The 16390-nt window shown below is 43.4% G+C and carries 14 protein-coding genes; 8 read left to right on the forward strand and 6 right to left on the reverse strand.

What is annotated here, in order from left to right; all coding sequences use genetic code 11:
• Positions 1 to 138: 138 nt before the first annotated feature.
• The 3 genes from HL061_RS13885 to HL061_RS13895 all read left to right on the forward strand — a co-directional run bounded on the left by HL061_RS13885 (position 139) and on the right by HL061_RS13895 (position 3298).
• Positions 139 to 1050 carry a MaoC/PaaZ C-terminal domain-containing protein gene (locus tag HL061_RS13885; protein ID WP_071001360.1) on the forward strand — a complete coding sequence of 304 codons (912 nt, stop codon included), beginning with the start codon at positions 139 to 141 and terminating at the stop codon, positions 1048 to 1050.
• 66 nt (positions 1051 to 1116) lie between these two features.
• Positions 1117 to 1704 (forward strand): sulfur transferase domain-containing protein, encoded by a 588-nt coding sequence (locus tag HL061_RS13890; RefSeq protein ID WP_252963000.1) that lies wholly within the window; start codon positions 1117 to 1119, stop codon positions 1702 to 1704.
• Positions 1705 to 1861: 157 nt separating this feature from the next.
• Positions 1862 to 3298 carry a serine hydrolase domain-containing protein gene (locus tag HL061_RS13895; RefSeq protein WP_083328791.1) on the forward strand — a complete coding sequence of 479 codons (1437 nt, stop codon included), beginning with the start codon at positions 1862 to 1864 and terminating at the stop codon, positions 3296 to 3298.
• A 56-nt stretch (positions 3299 to 3354) separates the two neighbouring features.
• Here HL061_RS13895 and HL061_RS13900 read toward each other — a convergent pair whose 3' ends face one another.
• The 3 genes from HL061_RS13900 to HL061_RS13910 all read right to left on the reverse strand — a co-directional run bounded on the left by HL061_RS13900 (position 3355) and on the right by HL061_RS13910 (position 7693).
• Positions 3355 to 4602, reverse strand: coding sequence for a cation:proton antiporter (locus tag HL061_RS13900; RefSeq protein WP_071001361.1), 1248 nt, complete (start codon positions 4600 to 4602; stop codon positions 3355 to 3357).
• A 256-nt stretch (positions 4603 to 4858) separates the two neighbouring features.
• Positions 4859 to 6745, reverse strand: coding sequence for a dihydroxy-acid dehydratase (ilvD, locus tag HL061_RS13905; protein WP_212563651.1), 1887 nt, complete (start codon positions 6743 to 6745; stop codon positions 4859 to 4861).
• Between the two features lie 192 nt (positions 6746 to 6937).
• A complete protein-coding gene (locus HL061_RS13910; RefSeq protein ID WP_252963001.1) occupies positions 6938 to 7693 on the reverse strand; it encodes a hypothetical protein in 756 nt (251 codons plus the stop codon).
• A 223-nt stretch (positions 7694 to 7916) separates the two neighbouring features.
• Here HL061_RS13910 and HL061_RS13915 point away from each other — a divergent pair, with 223 nt between their 5' ends.
• From HL061_RS13915 to dusB, 3 genes are all read left to right on the forward strand, one after another.
• Positions 7917 to 8360: an HIT family protein gene (locus tag HL061_RS13915; RefSeq protein WP_186474719.1), complete on the forward strand. Its 444-nt coding sequence runs from the start codon at positions 7917 to 7919 to the stop codon at positions 8358 to 8360.
• A 317-nt stretch (positions 8361 to 8677) separates the two neighbouring features.
• Positions 8678 to 10723 carry a BCCT family transporter gene (locus tag HL061_RS13920; protein WP_252963002.1) on the forward strand — a complete coding sequence of 682 codons (2046 nt, stop codon included), beginning with the start codon at positions 8678 to 8680 and terminating at the stop codon, positions 10721 to 10723.
• A gap of 121 nt (positions 10724 to 10844) precedes the next feature.
• Entirely contained in the window at positions 10845 to 11876 is a 1032-nt protein-coding gene (dusB, locus tag HL061_RS13925) for a tRNA dihydrouridine synthase DusB (protein ID WP_212563649.1), read from the forward strand.
• 76 nt (positions 11877 to 11952) lie between these two features.
• Here the strand turns inward: dusB and HL061_RS13930 are convergent, their stop codons facing one another.
• Positions 11953 to 12360, reverse strand: a complete 408-nt coding sequence (locus HL061_RS13930; RefSeq protein ID WP_240365068.1) for a DUF1622 domain-containing protein — start codon at positions 12358 to 12360, stop codon at positions 11953 to 11955.
• A gap of 199 nt (positions 12361 to 12559) precedes the next feature.
• Between HL061_RS13930 and HL061_RS13935 the strand changes: the two genes are divergently transcribed.
• A complete protein-coding gene (locus tag HL061_RS13935; RefSeq protein WP_071001368.1) occupies positions 12560 to 13447 on the forward strand; it encodes an SDR family NAD(P)-dependent oxidoreductase in 888 nt (295 codons plus the stop codon).
• Between the two features lie 408 nt (positions 13448 to 13855).
• Here the strand turns inward: HL061_RS13935 and HL061_RS13940 are convergent, their stop codons facing one another.
• Positions 13856 to 13993 carry a hypothetical protein gene (locus HL061_RS13940; protein ID WP_201568295.1) on the reverse strand — a complete coding sequence of 46 codons (138 nt, stop codon included), beginning with the start codon at positions 13991 to 13993 and terminating at the stop codon, positions 13856 to 13858.
• 231 nt (positions 13994 to 14224) lie between these two features.
• Complete coding sequence (locus HL061_RS13945) at positions 14225 to 14686, reverse strand: Lrp/AsnC family transcriptional regulator (protein ID WP_252963003.1); 462 nt, start codon at positions 14684 to 14686, stop codon at positions 14225 to 14227.
• Positions 14687 to 14973: 287 nt separating this feature from the next.
• On the opposite strand from HL061_RS13945, the gene HL061_RS13950 reads away from it, so the two are divergent.
• Entirely contained in the window at positions 14974 to 16221 is a 1248-nt protein-coding gene (locus tag HL061_RS13950; RefSeq protein WP_252963004.1) for a Zn-dependent hydrolase, read from the forward strand.
• Positions 16222 to 16390: the final 169 nt, after the last annotated feature.

Consider the following 16390-nt stretch of genomic DNA (forward strand, 5'->3'; position numbering starts at 1 on the left):
CAAACTATTTTTTGCTATTAAAGATACTTGCAAAATTGATTGAATATAGTACTCATTGATAATAGGTATCAGTCAATGACTGCTTAATGTCTTTAGATACGTTAAAAATCTTGTTCAAGCCACATTTAGGATTTACTTATGCCAGACACCCATTATGACGCGTTGCCAAAAGCGCACACTACCTATGCCAATATTGTCAAAAGCTTACTACCGATTGGTAACAGCGGCAAAGTCAGTAAAGATCAATTGCCACAGGCCACCTATTACGTCGATGATTTGCATATCGATCATGATAATCTAAACGACTATCGTAAAATTTGTGGCTTTGCTGATAATAGTAAAGTTCCAGCGACGTACTTTTCAGTACTATCACAGACTCTACAGATGAATATGATGGTCAAAGAGCCGTTTCCGTTTGCGATGTTGGGTCTGGTACACGTAGACAATAGCGTCACGCAGCATCGTCCTATCGGTGAGCGCGAAACGGTGTCCATGTCGGTCACTTTTGATAACTTGCGTGACCATGCTCAAGGTCAGCAATTTGACTTTGTCACCACGGTCAAAGCAGAGGACAAAGTGATCTGGGAAGGAACGTCAACTTACCTATCACGCAGCAAAAAAACGGCCAGCAGCAAAGATAAAAAAAGCACACCGCGTCCAGTTGCTGTGAAGCCAGAAGTAGGTAAAAAAGACGTACACAGTATTTTTGAAGTGCCAGAAGATATCGGTCGCCGTTATGCTTTTGTTTCAGGTGACTTTAACCTGATTCATTTGCACCCACTATCAGCGCGCGCGTTTGGCTTCCCTAAAGCGATTGCACACGGCATGTGGTCAAAAGCTAAGTGTCTTGCTCTAATGGATGAGCTGCCTGATGCTTATACCGTTGATGTTTCTTTCAAGTTACCGATCTTTTTGCCAGCAGAAGTGGAGCTTATTGCGCAGCCAATCGCTCAGCTTGAAAGTGTCGGCGATACCTGTGATTTTGGCTTATATAGCTCCAAAAACAGTAAGCCACATTTGGCGGGTGTCGTGACGTTAAATAGCAAGTAGCAAGCATTGTACGACGTATTCAAACCGATATCTTAATAGCCATATTTAACCAACACGTTTATCATTATGACTGCACAAAACATGAATTCACAAAATAGCGCGACAAGTACGGATCAAGCTGACAGATCAATGACTATTGATACAGTAGCTGCTAATGACAACGCTGTCACTAATATCTCAATTAATGACCATAGCGATTCTGACAATGGTGTTGATTTGTCCGCTGTCTTTGAGCCTTATTTTCGTCCGGATGCCAATACTATTGTGTGCGGCGCGTTAAATGAGGAAAAAGTCGCCGCTCTAGCAAAAGCTGGCGTTGAGTTGGTGATTAATTTGCAGTCAGAGGATGAGTTGAGTTTTAATGAATCAGCGGCCGTTGAGCGTGCAGGAATGAGCTATGAGCACCTGCCTATTAATGGCGCTGAAGAGCTAAAGCAGCTTAAGATATTGGCTTTTGATAATATATTGCGTCAGTATCATGGTAAAAAGATGGCCATACACTGTGGTTCAGGCAACAGGGTAGGGGCTGCCATTGCACTACGCGCAGGCTGGTTGCGTGGTCGCAAGATGGATACGGCTATGGAGCGTGGACGTAGTCACGGCTTGACCAAGCTTGAACAAGAAGTCCATAATCGCTTGCTAGTACCGCGCTAAATTATCATAATAATTGAAGCATAAAAAGGCGACCGATAGGTGGCCTTTTTTATTGGTTATCAATGCATTTATACTGATCTCCAATATCTCTATAACGCATGTACCCAACTGATTTTAATACGAGGTCAGTTCACAATACTGGAGCAAGGTAGCAATGATGGACGACAACAAGCAAAATAATGATAAAAATATCGATACATCTATGAGCATAGATTTACAACGCCGCTTACAGCAGTTATTTACAGACTTACAGCTAGATGACGCGCCAGCTGGTGGTGCTGTGGTTGTGTATCAGGCAGGCGAGTGTATTGCACAGGCAAGTACAGGTATGGCGCGTTTGGATGCATCATGGCAGTCTGATACGCTTGCCATCAATTTTTCTACCGGTAAAGGCATCTTAGCGACGCTACTGCATGTATTGGTTTCGCAGCAGCTGCTTGGTTATGATGTGCCTATTGCTCACTATTGGCCAGAGTTTGCCGCAACAGGTAAAGACAAAATTACCTTGCGACAGGTGATGTCACATCAGGCGGATTTGTTTTCGATCACCAGTATCGATGTCGATAGTGACACGATGCTCGATTGGCGCGTTATGCTGAATCATATTGAAGAAATGCCTATCACAGCACCTGAGGACGCCGCTGTATATGACAGCGCTTATAGCGCGTTGGTCTATGGTTGGGTACTTGGCGGTGTGATAGAAGCCGTAACGCATATGTCATTAGCCGAAGCTTTACGTCAGTATCTAACCGAGCCTTTAGGTATTGCAGACAGTTGCTATTTTGGTGTACCAGATAGCAAAGTAGATCAAGTAGCAAAGCTTGCCAAAGACTTTGAGTCATCAAATGAGGATAGCGTACAACTGCGTAACAAGCGCCAAAAACCAACCCTAAAATCCGACTCACCAAGCACCTTACATACTTATGCAAGTCTGCCTAGCTATTATTGCTGGCAACAGAAAATGCTCAATGATGAGCGTACAGCTGAAACGCAAAGTAGCCTTAACGACGATCTGGACGATAAAAATATTGATAACATACAACCTGTATTAAATACTGCGCGTATTAATAGCCTATATTTTAATACCAGTCAGCTCAATCTTAAAAACTATAAAGCAGCGCTCATTCCTGCCGGAAAACAAGCACTTGATTATCACAATCGCAAGACACTACAGGCAATCATTCCCGCTGCTAATGGCGTCGCTTCAGCGGATGCGCTAGCCACTATCTATGCTATGTTGGCCAATGGTGGGGTTTGGCAAGGGCAGACGCTAATTGATAGTGCTACGTTTAAGCAGCTCTCCGCAATACAAGTCACAGGCCTAGATGCTGTCATGCCAGCGCCTATGCAGTGGCGACTGGGCTACCACAGATTATTCAGTATATGCAGTGGTAACGACACTATCGATAATAGCATTGATCCAGCACTATCAGGGTTTGGGCACATGGGATATAACGGCTCAGTCGCTTGGTGTGATCCTACGCGTCAACTGTCATTTGCCTTTATCCATAATTTTGATACCACCATGCTCAACGATATTCGTCAGTTTGCATTGACAGAAGCGGTTCTGGGCTGGGTTGATGAAGTACGCTGATAAAGGCAATTCTATAAATGAATCCACTTTATCAATGATAATAACAGCATGAGTGGTTAATGATGCTCTTTTGGTGTCATTTTAAGTAGCCTTGTTGCGCTCAGACCATGGATGAAGATGGAGGTCAGAATCACAATCGAGCAGACAATCCATAGTTTGAGCGCATCATCCTCAGCAAAGAAATCTGTGTTGAGCGCATAAGACAGATAGTACAAAGTACCAATACCGCGTATACCTAGTGCTGAAATTGCGTATTTTTCAGTACGGGGTAAATGAAGTCCTGATAACGCGATAAATCCGCCAATTGGGCGTATGAGTAGTAGGAAAGTAAAACTGACGATATACACACGCCATGTTAGCTCAACACCAGCTTGCAAACCTTGACCCAAGAACATACCAAAAATAACCAGTACTAACGACATCAACAAACCTTCTGATTGCTCAGCAAAATCGTGTAGTTTTTGATGGTAGGAGTGCTCACATTCTGAACGCCTAAATGCAAATGCAGCGACGAAGACAGCGATAAAACCATAGCTGTGCACATACTCTGCGACACCATATGCCACCAAAGTCAGAGCAATAACTACATATCCTTGCGATATCGTGGTCTCACGGGTGTGTTTAGAAAATACTACTTTGGCCATCGCCTTACCAACCAGCACACCAACCAATACCCCTGCGCCAATCTTCCACAAAACATCATGGGTGAACCATGACCACAGCATCTCACTGGTAAAAGCGTTTCCTTCACTAAAAGCTTCCGCAATTTTAATCGCCAAGTAAACAAAAGGAAAAGCCAATCCGTCGTTTAACCCTGCTTCTGAAGTCAACGTAAAGCGAGGTGTGTCTTCTCTTCCTGTATTAGGGGGGCCCACCTGAATACTAGATGCCAGAACAGGATCGGTAGGTGCTAATACCGCACCCAGCAAAATAGCAGCGCCAAGGCTCAAGCCAAAGGCATAATAGCCTAACCCTGCCATCGCAAAAATACCGATGGGCATCGTAATGAGTAAGAGCCTAACCGTCGGTCGCCACAGCTGCCAAGAGAAATCAGTATCAATTTTGATACCCGCACCAACCAATGAGACTAAAATGACAATTTCAGTCAGTTTTTCGATGATTATTCCATTATTGATAGGGTCCAAAAACGATAGAGACGTCCACCAGTAACCCATCATCAAGCCAAAACTCACTTGTAGCATAGGCAATGATATCGAGGTGCGTTTAAAGATAACAGGAAACAATGCCCCTAATAAAAAGGCGATACCGCAGATTAATAAAAATAAATTGTAGTTCTCAATCATAAGGTTTTCGCACGTTGTTATATTTTAAGGAATTGTTTTGAGAGGTTTGCTTTCGATATTGATAATGGTTGGTATAGATGTTTAATATCTAGCCTGCAATATGACTTATCATAACGATAAAAAAGAATTATTACCGAAAGAAATAGTTATCAGAACGACAGATGCGTTGTTTTTTGGTGAAAAAAAAGCCTGCATGGCGCAGGCTTGATAGATTTTTATAAATAAGTTATGAAAACGAAGGGTTTAGATAGAGTTCTTAGCGCTCAACTTGGCTTACGTCGCGCACAGCGCCAGTGTCCGCACTGGTCGTCATTGCAGCATAAGCACGTAATGCCGGCGAGACATGACGATCACGACTGACGGGTTTCCATGCGTCGCGACCGCGCGCTTCCATAGCTTCTCGGCGCGCGGCCAAGTCTGCATCACTGACTTGCATGTTGATAGTACGATTTGGAATGTCGATGTGAATGCTATCACCTTCTTCAACCAGACCAATGGCACCGCCTTCAGCAGCTTCTGGGCTAGCATGACCGATTGATAGACCGGATGTGCCACCAGAAAAACGACCATCAGTGAGTAGGGCGCATTCTTTACCCAAACCTTTTGACTTCAGATACGTCGTTGGATAGAGCATCTCTTGCATACCAGGGCCACCTTTAGGGCCCTCATAGCGGATGATGACCACATCGCCTGCAACGATTTTGTCGTCTAAAACTGCCGCGACAGCCGCATCTTGTGATTCAAAAATACGTGCGCGACCGGTAAAGGTTAAGATACTCTCATCGACACCAGCGGTTTTGACCACGCAGCCACGCTCGGCAATATTGCCATATAATACAGCCAATCCACCATCTGCAGAGTAGGCGTGTTCGGCACTACGGATACAACCTGACTCACGGTTGACGTCAAGGTTTGACCATTCTTTTGATTGTGAAAACGCCTCGGTGGTGCGAACGCCACCCGGTGCAGCAAGGAAACGCGCGCGTGCCTCATGGTTATCATGATTCATGATATCCCATTTATCAATCGCTTCTTTCATTGTCGTACTATGGATAGTCGGTACGTCAGTTTTCAACAATCCCGCACGATCAAGTTCAGCCAACAACGCAAAGACACCGCCCGCACGATGCACGTCTTCCATATGGAATTTTTGTGAGGCAGGGGCTACTTTTGCTAGACAAGGCACACCGCGGCTTAGACGGTCAATATCAGCCATTTTAAAATCAATTTCGGCTTCATTGGCCGCAGCAAGTAGATGCAAGATGGTATTGGTTGAACCCCCCATGGCAATATCTAAGCTCATTGCGTTCTCAAAAGCGGCTTTGGTCGCGATTGAGCGTGGTAATACTGAATCATCATCTTGCTCGTAGCGACGTTTCGCAAGCGAGACAATAGTGCGTCCCGCTTCTAAGAACAGCTCACGGCGTAGTGAATGAGTAGCGAGTAGCGAGCCATTACCCGGTAGGGCCAAGCCTAACGCTTCGGTCAAGCAGTTCATCGAGTTGGCTGTGAACATCCCAGAGCACGAGCCGCAAGTCGGACAGGCTGAGGCTTCGATAGTGGCCACATCCTCATCACTGATGCTGTCATCAGCTGCGTCCATCATTGCATCGACGAGGTCAAGCTTACGAACGGCACTGTTATCATTACTATCGGTATTGTGGCTCTTACCGACGGTACTGGCTAGGATTTTGCCCGCTTCCATTGGGCCACCTGAAATAAATACCACAGGTATGTTGAGACGCATTGCCGCCATCAGCATACCGGGGGTGATTTTGTCACAGTTAGAAATACAAACCAGCGCATCTGCACAGTGGGCATTGACCATATACTCGACAGAATCAGCGATCAAATCACGGCTTGGTAGCGAGTACAACATACCGCTATGGCCCATCGCAATACCATCATCGACCGCAATGGTATTGAACTCTTTTGCAACGCCGCCTGCTTGCTCAATCTCACGGGCGACCAGTTGTCCAAGATCTTTTAGATGCACATGGCCGGGTACAAACTGGGTAAAAGAGTTAGCAATCGCAATGATTGGCTTGCCAAAGTCGCCGTCAGTCATGCCAGTGGCACGCCATAATGCGCGCGCGCCTGCCATATTACGACCGCCGGTAGAGGTTTTTGAGCGATAATCCATGTGATATTCCTTACAAATAGGCGGGGTTGTTAAAATCTGCACCCTCAGTTCTGATAAGGATAGTGTGCTTTTTATAGAGGGTGAGGACTAGTGAATAATACTAATTCATTACCATACCATTAGATATGAATAATAAAAAATCATGTGCCAATAATAATGAAGTTATAACCATAAAAGATGGGTAAAAATGGACTATTCAAGACGCGCTAAGATGGCTTTTTCAAACCAAGGTAGTTCAGCTTTATCGGCTTCTAGCTTCATAATAACTGCCAGCGCATGGGTGGCCAAAAGCTGTTGATAGCCACTACTCGCATCAATCGTCAATAGCGATTCGGCAGCTAACGCTTGAGTGTTGGCATTTTGCGCATCAATACTGATTAATATCTGCTTATTATTTTTATAAAGGACGTCTACACGACCAAAAAACTGCCAGTCTTCAAAGGCGGCAATAATAGCGTCGGCGGCATCCTTAGTATAGATTTGCTGCGTCTTTTTGCCCGTATTGGTCCAATGCAGACGAACGGCTAACTGCAATGCCTCACTAAATACCACCAATGAGCCCATAATTCTTACATGCCAAGGACTGGTCAGCAGCTCCTCGTCAATGCCAATTAACTGAGCCGCTTCACGAGCGGACATAGGTGTATTGAATTGAAGCAGTAATTCAGGTGTAAGCGGATGCGACTGCTTGACGGCATCGTCTAAGCTATCATAATGATATAGAAAAGGCAGTGGCAAATCTTGCGTGACGGTCTTTTTGATGATTTTACAGTTGTGTATCTGCCAGCTAATCGCCTTGTCAGTCAAAGCTTCTGCTAAGATGATAGCGTTTGGATCGATAGTTTGAGTACTGCTTTCACTCTCAATATCAGAGTGTTCTTCCTTATTATCAAGTGTTATAGCAGTATTATCCATATCTGTTTGAGTTGGCAAAGTAGACGAATCCATAAACATAGCGTTATTAAAGTAGAGGGTTAATATAACATTTAAAAGGCATGACCCGCCAATAAATTAGTGGGATAAGCTAGGGAGTGTACAGCTTGATTTTATCAACGACGGAAATGATAGCAACTTGTACTAAACTTATATTTCGTCCACTATATGACAAGCGCTCTAAACCATTTTAAAAGCTGTTAAGCATCCAACAATCAAATAATCAAAGGAAAAAATAATGACTGAAGTAAATCAAAAGACTGCTTATGACGACAATAATATTTTTGCCAAAATGTTAGATGGTGATATTCCTTGTCATAAAGTCTATGAAGACGATAAGACCCTTGCTTTTATGGATATCATGCCGCAAGCCGAAGGTCATGTATTGGTGATACCTAAGCAAAAGGCAGTGGACTTGGTAGATCTTGAGCCAGAGTATGCCGCTGCTGTCCTGATGACTTCTAAAAAGGTTGTGCAAGCACAGCGTCAAGTGTTTGAGCGTGAAGGCGTTATTCAGATGCAGTTGAATGGCTCACAAGCCGGTCAAACGGTTTTTCATTATCATGTGCATTTGATTCCATCGAGTATTCATGAGTTAGGACGTCATGCAGTAACGCAGGCTGATCAAGGTGAGCTTGCAGATATTGCTCAGCGACTTGCTACAGCTATTAGTGCTGCCTGATATCGAGGCATAAATTTTTAGGATGATAGGTATATAAGATTGAAGGGCAACTAACAAGTTGCCTTTTTTATTGCCCAGTAATCATTGTGTAATAAACGTTAAGTTATTGTTGTAAACACGCGTTTATCTTGGGATTCGGCTAAAGTTTATGTTACATAGTATTCCCATCTATACAGAATGCGTCGGTATTATTGCTAACGTGCTGTTTTAATATTGATGACATCTATTGTTTGTAGATTGATATCTATTATGTTGATGAGTATCAGGGATAGGATTCTTTATCACTTATTTTTACGGATTTGAGGACATCACTGCTTATGATTAACGGTTCACGCTCTACCATTTTACTACCAGTCTTTATACCCGCAGCTGTGATTATGCTGCTGTTGGTCATCGGTACCGCCATCAATCCTGAGGCAGCGGGTGCTCTGTTCAGTGATGTGCTTAGTTTTACGACCGAGACCTTCGGCTGGTTTTACATGCTGGCGGTTGCCCTGTTTTTGATGTTCATTATTGTACTGGCGTTTTCGTCTTATGGCAGTATCAAGCTGGGCCCTGATCATGGGGAGGCGGAATACGGATTCCTTGAATGGTTTGCCATGCTGTTTTCGGCAGGCTACGGGATTGCGCTACTATTTTATGGAGTAGCGGAACCAGTGATGCATTTTTCTAGTCCGCCAATGTCGGATCCGCAAACTATCGCCGCGGCAAAAGAGGCGATGCAAATTGCGTATTTCCATTGGGGTTTTCATATTTGGGCGATTTATGGTGTTGTTGGTCTATCCTTAGCGTATTTTGCCTTTCGCCATGGTTTGCCCCTATCGATACGCTCAACACTGTATCCACTCATCGGTGATAAGATTCATGGTCCTATTGGGCATATTGTTGATGTGTTTGCGATATTGGGTACGATGTTTGGTATTGCTACCAGTCTTGGTCTGTCAGTATCGCAAATCAATGCAGGTCTAAACTACTTGTTACCTGATATTATCCCCGTGAATACTACCATACAGGTCGTGGCGATTGCATTAGTGACATCAGCAGCACTGGTGTCCGTATTGGCAGGGATGGATAAAGGGGTAAAACGCTTGTCTATTCTAAATATGGTATTGGCAACCGCGTTGATGGTGTTTGTATTTGTAGTAGGGCCGACGATCTTTATCCTAAATGCCTTTATGGAAAATACGGGTAGTTATTTGGGTAATATCGTTGAGCGTACCTTTAGCTTACAAGCGTACGAGAATAGCGATTGGATCGGTAGCTGGACCTTGTTTATCTTTGCATGGACGATTGCATGGGCGCCTTTTGTCGGTCTGTTTATCGCCAAGATTAGCCGTGGTCGTACCATCCGTGAGTTTGTACTCGGTGTGATGTTGGTGCCAACGTTCTTTACGTTCTTCTGGTTTTCGGTGTTTGGTGATACTGCCCTACACATGATTATGGTCGATGGCTATAACTCACTCATCAGCGAGGTACAAAACAACCAAGCGATTGCTTTATTTAAATTATTAGAGCGGTTACCGTTTACCGAATTTGTGTCGTCATTGACTATTTTGTTGATTATTACGTTTTTTGTGACGTCATCGGATTCTGGCTCATTGGTGATCGATTCGCTGGCGGCTGGTGGTCGTAGTGATACGCCATGGTGGCAGCGCAGCTTTTGGGTAGTGACTGAAGGGGCCGTTGCCGCGGTGCTTTTGATTGCAGGCGGTCTCACAGCGCTACAAACGGCAGCAATCGTTAGTGCACTACCATTTGCGATTATCATTCTGATCTCCATGTTCGGTATGTGGCGCGCATTGCGTATCGAGGGACATCGTAATCAAAGCCTTGATCAAAATAACAAACTACCGCCGCACTTACTTAAACCGTCCGCATGGCGTGAGCGTATTGATTATATGACCGACAAGCCCACACGTGACAAGGTGCTAAACTACATCAAAGAAGTAGTGATGCCCTCGATGATGGAAGTGTCGTCTAAATTTGCAGAAACAGGTTGGACGACTGAGGTGAATTATGATGCAGCCAATAACCGTGCCGTGCTTGAGTTGCAACGTGGTGACGATGTCGAGTTTTGGTATGAAGTGCGCTTGTCTGAACATGAAGCGCCTGATTATTATACTGAAAGCAGCGCCGACACCTTGCCGCAAGAACACTATCATCGCGCTGAGGTGTATCTGCGCCGTGGTGGTCAGACCTATGACTTATACGGTTATAAGTCTGAATCGGTGATCAATGATATCATCGATCAGTTTGAGAAGTATTTGCACTTCTTGAATGTGTCACCTGATAGCCTACCGTGGCGTATGCAAGCGCATGATGATGCTATCACGCTAGAGCAGGGCAGTGTGCTTGATAAATAATGAATAGAATGTATCAAAAATGAGTAATGCTTATGCAAGCTATTCACGTTAATCGCTTGCAATAAATGTAAGAATCCTTAGAATAACGGCTTGTTTTCCTTACAAATCAAGCCGTTTTTTTATGTCTATTGATTCTCCTGTGTTACCTTCATCCTCGACTTCGTCCGACCATCCATTGTTGCAACCCTTAAATATAGGTGGTCTGACGATTGAAAACCGTTTGATGGTTGCGCCGATGGCGGGCGTGACGGACAATCCTTTTCGCCGATTGTGTAAGTCATTTGGCGCAGGTCATGCCGTCAGTGAGATGATCATCGCTGATACCGCACTTTATGCGCGCAAAAAGTCCCTATATCGTGCGAACTTCGATAACGAGATAGCACCTATCTCTGCTCAGATAGCAGGTGCAGAACCAGATAAATTGGCTGAAGCGGCTCGCTATCAGATTGATAATGGTGCGCAGATTATCGATATCAATATGGGCTGTCCGGCCAAAAAAGTTTGTCGTAAGCTGGCAGGCTCAGCGCTGCTGCAAGATGAGGATTTAGTAGCAAGATTGCTTGATGCTGCAGTCAATGCCGTTGATGCGCCTGTCACACTAAAAACACGTTTGGGGTTTGAAAACGGTCGTGAAAACATCCTGCGAGTCGCCAAGCGGGCAGAGCAAGCAGGTATTGCCGCGATTGCGATTCATGGGCGTACGCGCGAGGATATGTATACGGGCGAGGCGCGTTATGAGTTAATACGCGAAGTCAAAGACAGCATTAGCATTCCTGTCATTGCGAATGGCGATATCGATAGCGCGCAAAAAGCGCAGCATGTTTATGAGATGACAGGCTGTGATGCGGTGATGATTGGGCGAGCCGCGCAAGGGCAGCCGTGGATATTTCGTGATATTGAGCGCTTTTTGCGCACAGGTGATGTGCTTGATGCCCCAAGTGTGAGCGAGATTAAGGAAGTTGTACTGGCGCATTTGCAAGAGCTGTATGACTTTTACGGCGAGTACTCTGGCTGCCGTATCGCCCGCAAGCATATTGCGTGGTATACGACAGGCATCCCCAACTCCAACGCTTTCCGTCAAGCGATGTATGGCGAGGAGAGTACAGCAGGGCAGTTCCGCGTGGTTGAGCGTTTTTTGCAGACGCATGAGTAGTAATGATCTGTACAGTTTCATCACGCTTATCATAAGCATAAATCACTGATACCTCTTTCAGCTCTATTGATTAGAGCTATATTTTATCAGCAGGAGCGGCTTCGTTAAAAGGCATAGCATCAGGGTTTTTCTCAGATGTTGGCTTTTCTTTTTGCCAAGGGAATCGGCCTTCTAGCTCAACTTGTAGTGATAAACTCAAAAACGTACGAATAAGCACGATAATACCCAATACTAAGACTCTGCGTAATGTCGGCTCTGTCACCACCGTTGCCATAATGTCTGCGGCAATCAGTACCTCAAGTCCCAAAAGAATGGATTTGCCAACGGTCTGCCTGCTCTCTACATAGGTATTATGGTTCAGGCCGCCCGATATCCGAAATGCTTTGTAAAAGGCAAAGAGGAGTCCAAAGAACATAATCAAGACACCAATGACTTCGACTATCTTGGCAATCAAGTCAATATAGTGGGTTAGGTTTCCGATCAAAATAATGTCTCCTCTGTATCAGTCAGCAAAAAGTATGGCGCTAAATATCGTCACTATTATATGATGATATATCACTATAAACCTCTAAAACCGTCAAGTTAACTATCAGCTATTGGTGTTTTGTTCACTGTATGCGATATTTTTTTGCTATGCTGTAAACGAATTTTCATTGGCATAGGACAGACAAAAAGGACTTTTTATGGCTAATCCCTCGAAAAAAGCAATAACAAAAGCAGTAAAAGGCAAGAATATTATCATTACGGGTGCATCAAGTGGTATTGGCGAGCGTACGGCTTTTTTATTAAGTGAGTGCGGGGCGCATGTTATTTTGTTGGCGCGTACTGAAGACAAACTAAAAACCGTCAAAGAAAATATTGAAATATTGGGTGGCAGGGCCAGTTATTATCCATGTGACCTCACTAATATGGATGAGATTGAAAAAATCAGCGAACAAATTCTTGCTGATTTTAAACATGTGGATGTATTGGTCAATAATGCTGGTCGTTCGATTCGCCGTTCAGTCCATGAGTCGGTCAACCGTTTTCATGACTTTGAGCGCACCATGGAAATCAATTATTTTGGCGCGGTCAAAATTATTTTGGGTTTCTTGCCGACGATGATTAGCCGCCAAACGGGTCAAGTCGTCAATATCTCTTCGATTGGTGTATTGGCCAACAGCCCTCGTTTTGCCGCGTATGTGGCGTCAAAATCTGCACTAGATGCGTTTAGTCGTTGCTTAGCCGCGGAAGTCAAAGGCGATAATATCAAGGTCACCAATATCTTTATGCCTTTGGTACGTACCCCTATGATTGCCCCCACCAAGCTATACCGTTATATGCCAGCTTTGATGCCTGATGAAGCTGCATTAATGGTCGCAAAAGCGATTGTCCATAAGCCAAACAGTATTGCCAGTAATATGGGCAAATTTGCCTCAGCCACTTATTCGTTGGTGCCAGCATTTAACGTCGGTATTCAATCAATTGGTTATCGTATCTTCCCAAGTTCGACAGCGGCGCAAACGACTGATAGCAAGCCTAACTTTGCGCAGCGTGCCTTTGCCAGAATTCTCCCTGGTGAGCATCACTAAGATAGGTTTACTCTCAATTATTACGAAAACAAAAAAAGGATACGATGGTATCCTTTTTTAATGCCCTATCTATTTGTATTAATGTTCCTATAATATAGATAGGTAAGGCGTTAGTAGCCTTTTGTTCTTAGCAATCTGCTTCGGTTAAAGTTTATTTGCCATAATGTACCTTTATAGGAATAAGAGTGGTTCCCTAGTGAGGAATTGAATATTTGGCTGTAGACCACTGGTATCAATAGTTTGAATTCTTGTGATAACTGTAGTGTACTTCACAGTGTACTTGTTGAACAATCTAAGATTGTTCAAAGCTAGGGAAGGTTTCATTCCATTTGCCTTCATCTTGGTATGAATAAAGGAGTTGGAAAAATTAGATCCAACTTAATTAGTTAGGCTTTATGATAAAAATCATCAAGCATCTTCTTCATCGCTCAAATACCAAATCATAAATTCATAGAAGCTATCCCAATGCGGTAATGTACCGTCGGCTAGTTGCTGTAGCTGTCCCATCTGATAATCCCATACACTATCATCTTCTATGTTGTACAAATACCCCCCTTCACCTTCGCCTGTACTGAATAGAATATAGTTCTTAGGAACTCCCCAAACTTCATGTGCGAATTTTACTCCAAGAATGAAACTTCTTGTCGGTAGAGGATCAACTATTTCAGCAGCACCAGAACGTAAAGCTCTTAAAAAATATTTTGTATATAATTTAAAAAATCCACTGTCTTTTTTGACACCATACGCCTAATGTAACCCCTATAATAAACTGCCTTCTTACAGTGCTAACCCCACTCCAATTTTAGCTTTAGACATAGTCACAAGGGTTTTAAAGCGTTTGATATTAGGATTTTGAAAAAATAACTCGCGGGTTAAATCGTTATATTGATCCATACTTTTCACTGCAAAAATTAAGACAAAGTCCCATTCCCCAGTTACGTAATAGCACTGTTGAACGAAGGGGCAGTTTTCAAAATCTTGGCGCGTTGCATCCAGTTCATGTATTTTTTCTGACTCCACTTCAATATTCGCAATAATAGTCAAACCAAACCCTAATGCTTCTTGATTGAGTAACGCGGTGTACTGCTTGATCACACCATTAGCCTTGAGCTTCTTTAATCGTCGATTTATAGCAGCTGTAGACAAACTAACTTTCTCCCCAAGTTCACTTTGAGGTATGCGCGCATCCTTTTGAATTGCACGTAGTATTTTTAGATCAAATTCATCTACTTCAATCATAAGTATTTGCACTTAATGGTAAGAGTTGTCTTGGCCAATTGGGACATTTCTGTGGCGTTCACTATTTTAGTTCATGCAAATAGCATTTTATTCCTTTGTGTTTAAGAAATGCTTTTCATCAAATATTTTGAAATTATTTTACTTATAAATAAAGAAAAGCTGTTCTTAGGAATAGTGTAACGCAATAAATTTGCGTTTAGATGGTCAATTTAGAGAAATCATACTACAAAGCCTTCTTATACTAGTCATATCGCAACAGACTATTTACTCAAAAGTATGGGATTTATATGACAGTACTTACTTTAGATGCAAACACACTCCTTCAAAATATTGAAACCTTAGGAAATATTGGTATAGACAATCAGAATGGTGGTCGTTCACGTATTGCCTTAACGAATGCAGAAAAGCTTGGGCGTGACCAAGTAGTGACATGGATGAAAGCACTTGACCTAACAGTCCATATTGATGAGATTGGCAATATCTTTGGTATTTTGCCTGATCAGTCAGGCAATACAAGAGAAAATGCTTTGATGATTGGTTCTCATATTGATAGCGTATACAACGCTGGCGCATTAGATGGCTGCTATGGTGTATTGGCTGGATTGTCAGTCACTAAAGCCTATCGGGATCTAGGACAGACTCCTTCAAGGCCGATTATCGTGGCAGCATTCACCAATGAAGAAGGTGTGCGCTATCAACCGGACATGATGGGTTCGCTTGCTCATGCAGGGGGCTTAAGCGCGGAACAAGTCTTGAACAACATTGGTTCCGATGGCACACGTTTAGGAGATGAATTAAAACGTATAGGCTACCATGGCGATATGCCACTAGGAACTTTAGTACCAAGCCAATATCTTGAATTGCACATCGAGCAAGGCCCAGTTTTAGATAAAGAAGGCATTCAGATTGGTGCAGTGGCTAACTTACAAGGTATTTCTTGGCAAAAAATCTTCATCAAAGGAAAAGCGAATCACGCTGGCACTACACCAATGTCAATGCGGCATGATGCAGGCTACGTAGCCGCATCTATCATAGCATTTTTGCGTAACCACACTGATAATAACGCAGATACTTTAGCAACGGTAGGTAGTATTCAATTTGAGCCAAATGCCATCAATGTGATCCCTCGATCAGCTGAATTAACCGTAGATTTACGTAATCCTGATAACGCTAAATTGGGCATTGCTGAGCAAGCGTTAGTTGAGCATCTGAATATATTACGCCAAAAAGAAGGGGTAACGATAGAAACGGAAGTATTGGCTCGATTTGATCCCGTTATTTTTGACGAAGACCTGGTTCATTCTATTGAGCAGGCCGCCAATGCACTTAATATTCCACATCGTCGCATGACATCAGGTGCAGGTCACGATGCTCAAATGATTGCTCGTATTGCTCCAGCTGCAATGATTTTTGTACCAAGTAAAGATGGTATAAGTCACAACCCTAAAGAATTCACTGAAACTTATGATTTAATCCAAGGTGCCAAAGTGCTGCTAGCGACTGTAGAGTCATTACTGAATATCACTCACCCATAACCTACTTTCCATTTTGAGAGAATTAATCATGTTATTTAAAAACTTAGATTAACACACCAAGTGCAACGCTAATTAATATTATAGAACGCCTGCATAGGCGTTTTAAACCCTAATCGTTTTCTTGGTCTGTTGTTTAGTTTGTTCTCAATGTCCTGTATTTCATTATCAG

It is taken from the genome of Psychrobacter sp. PSP, assembly GCF_024085615.1.
GTDB lineage: Bacteria > Pseudomonadota > Gammaproteobacteria > Pseudomonadales > Moraxellaceae > Psychrobacter > Psychrobacter pacificensis.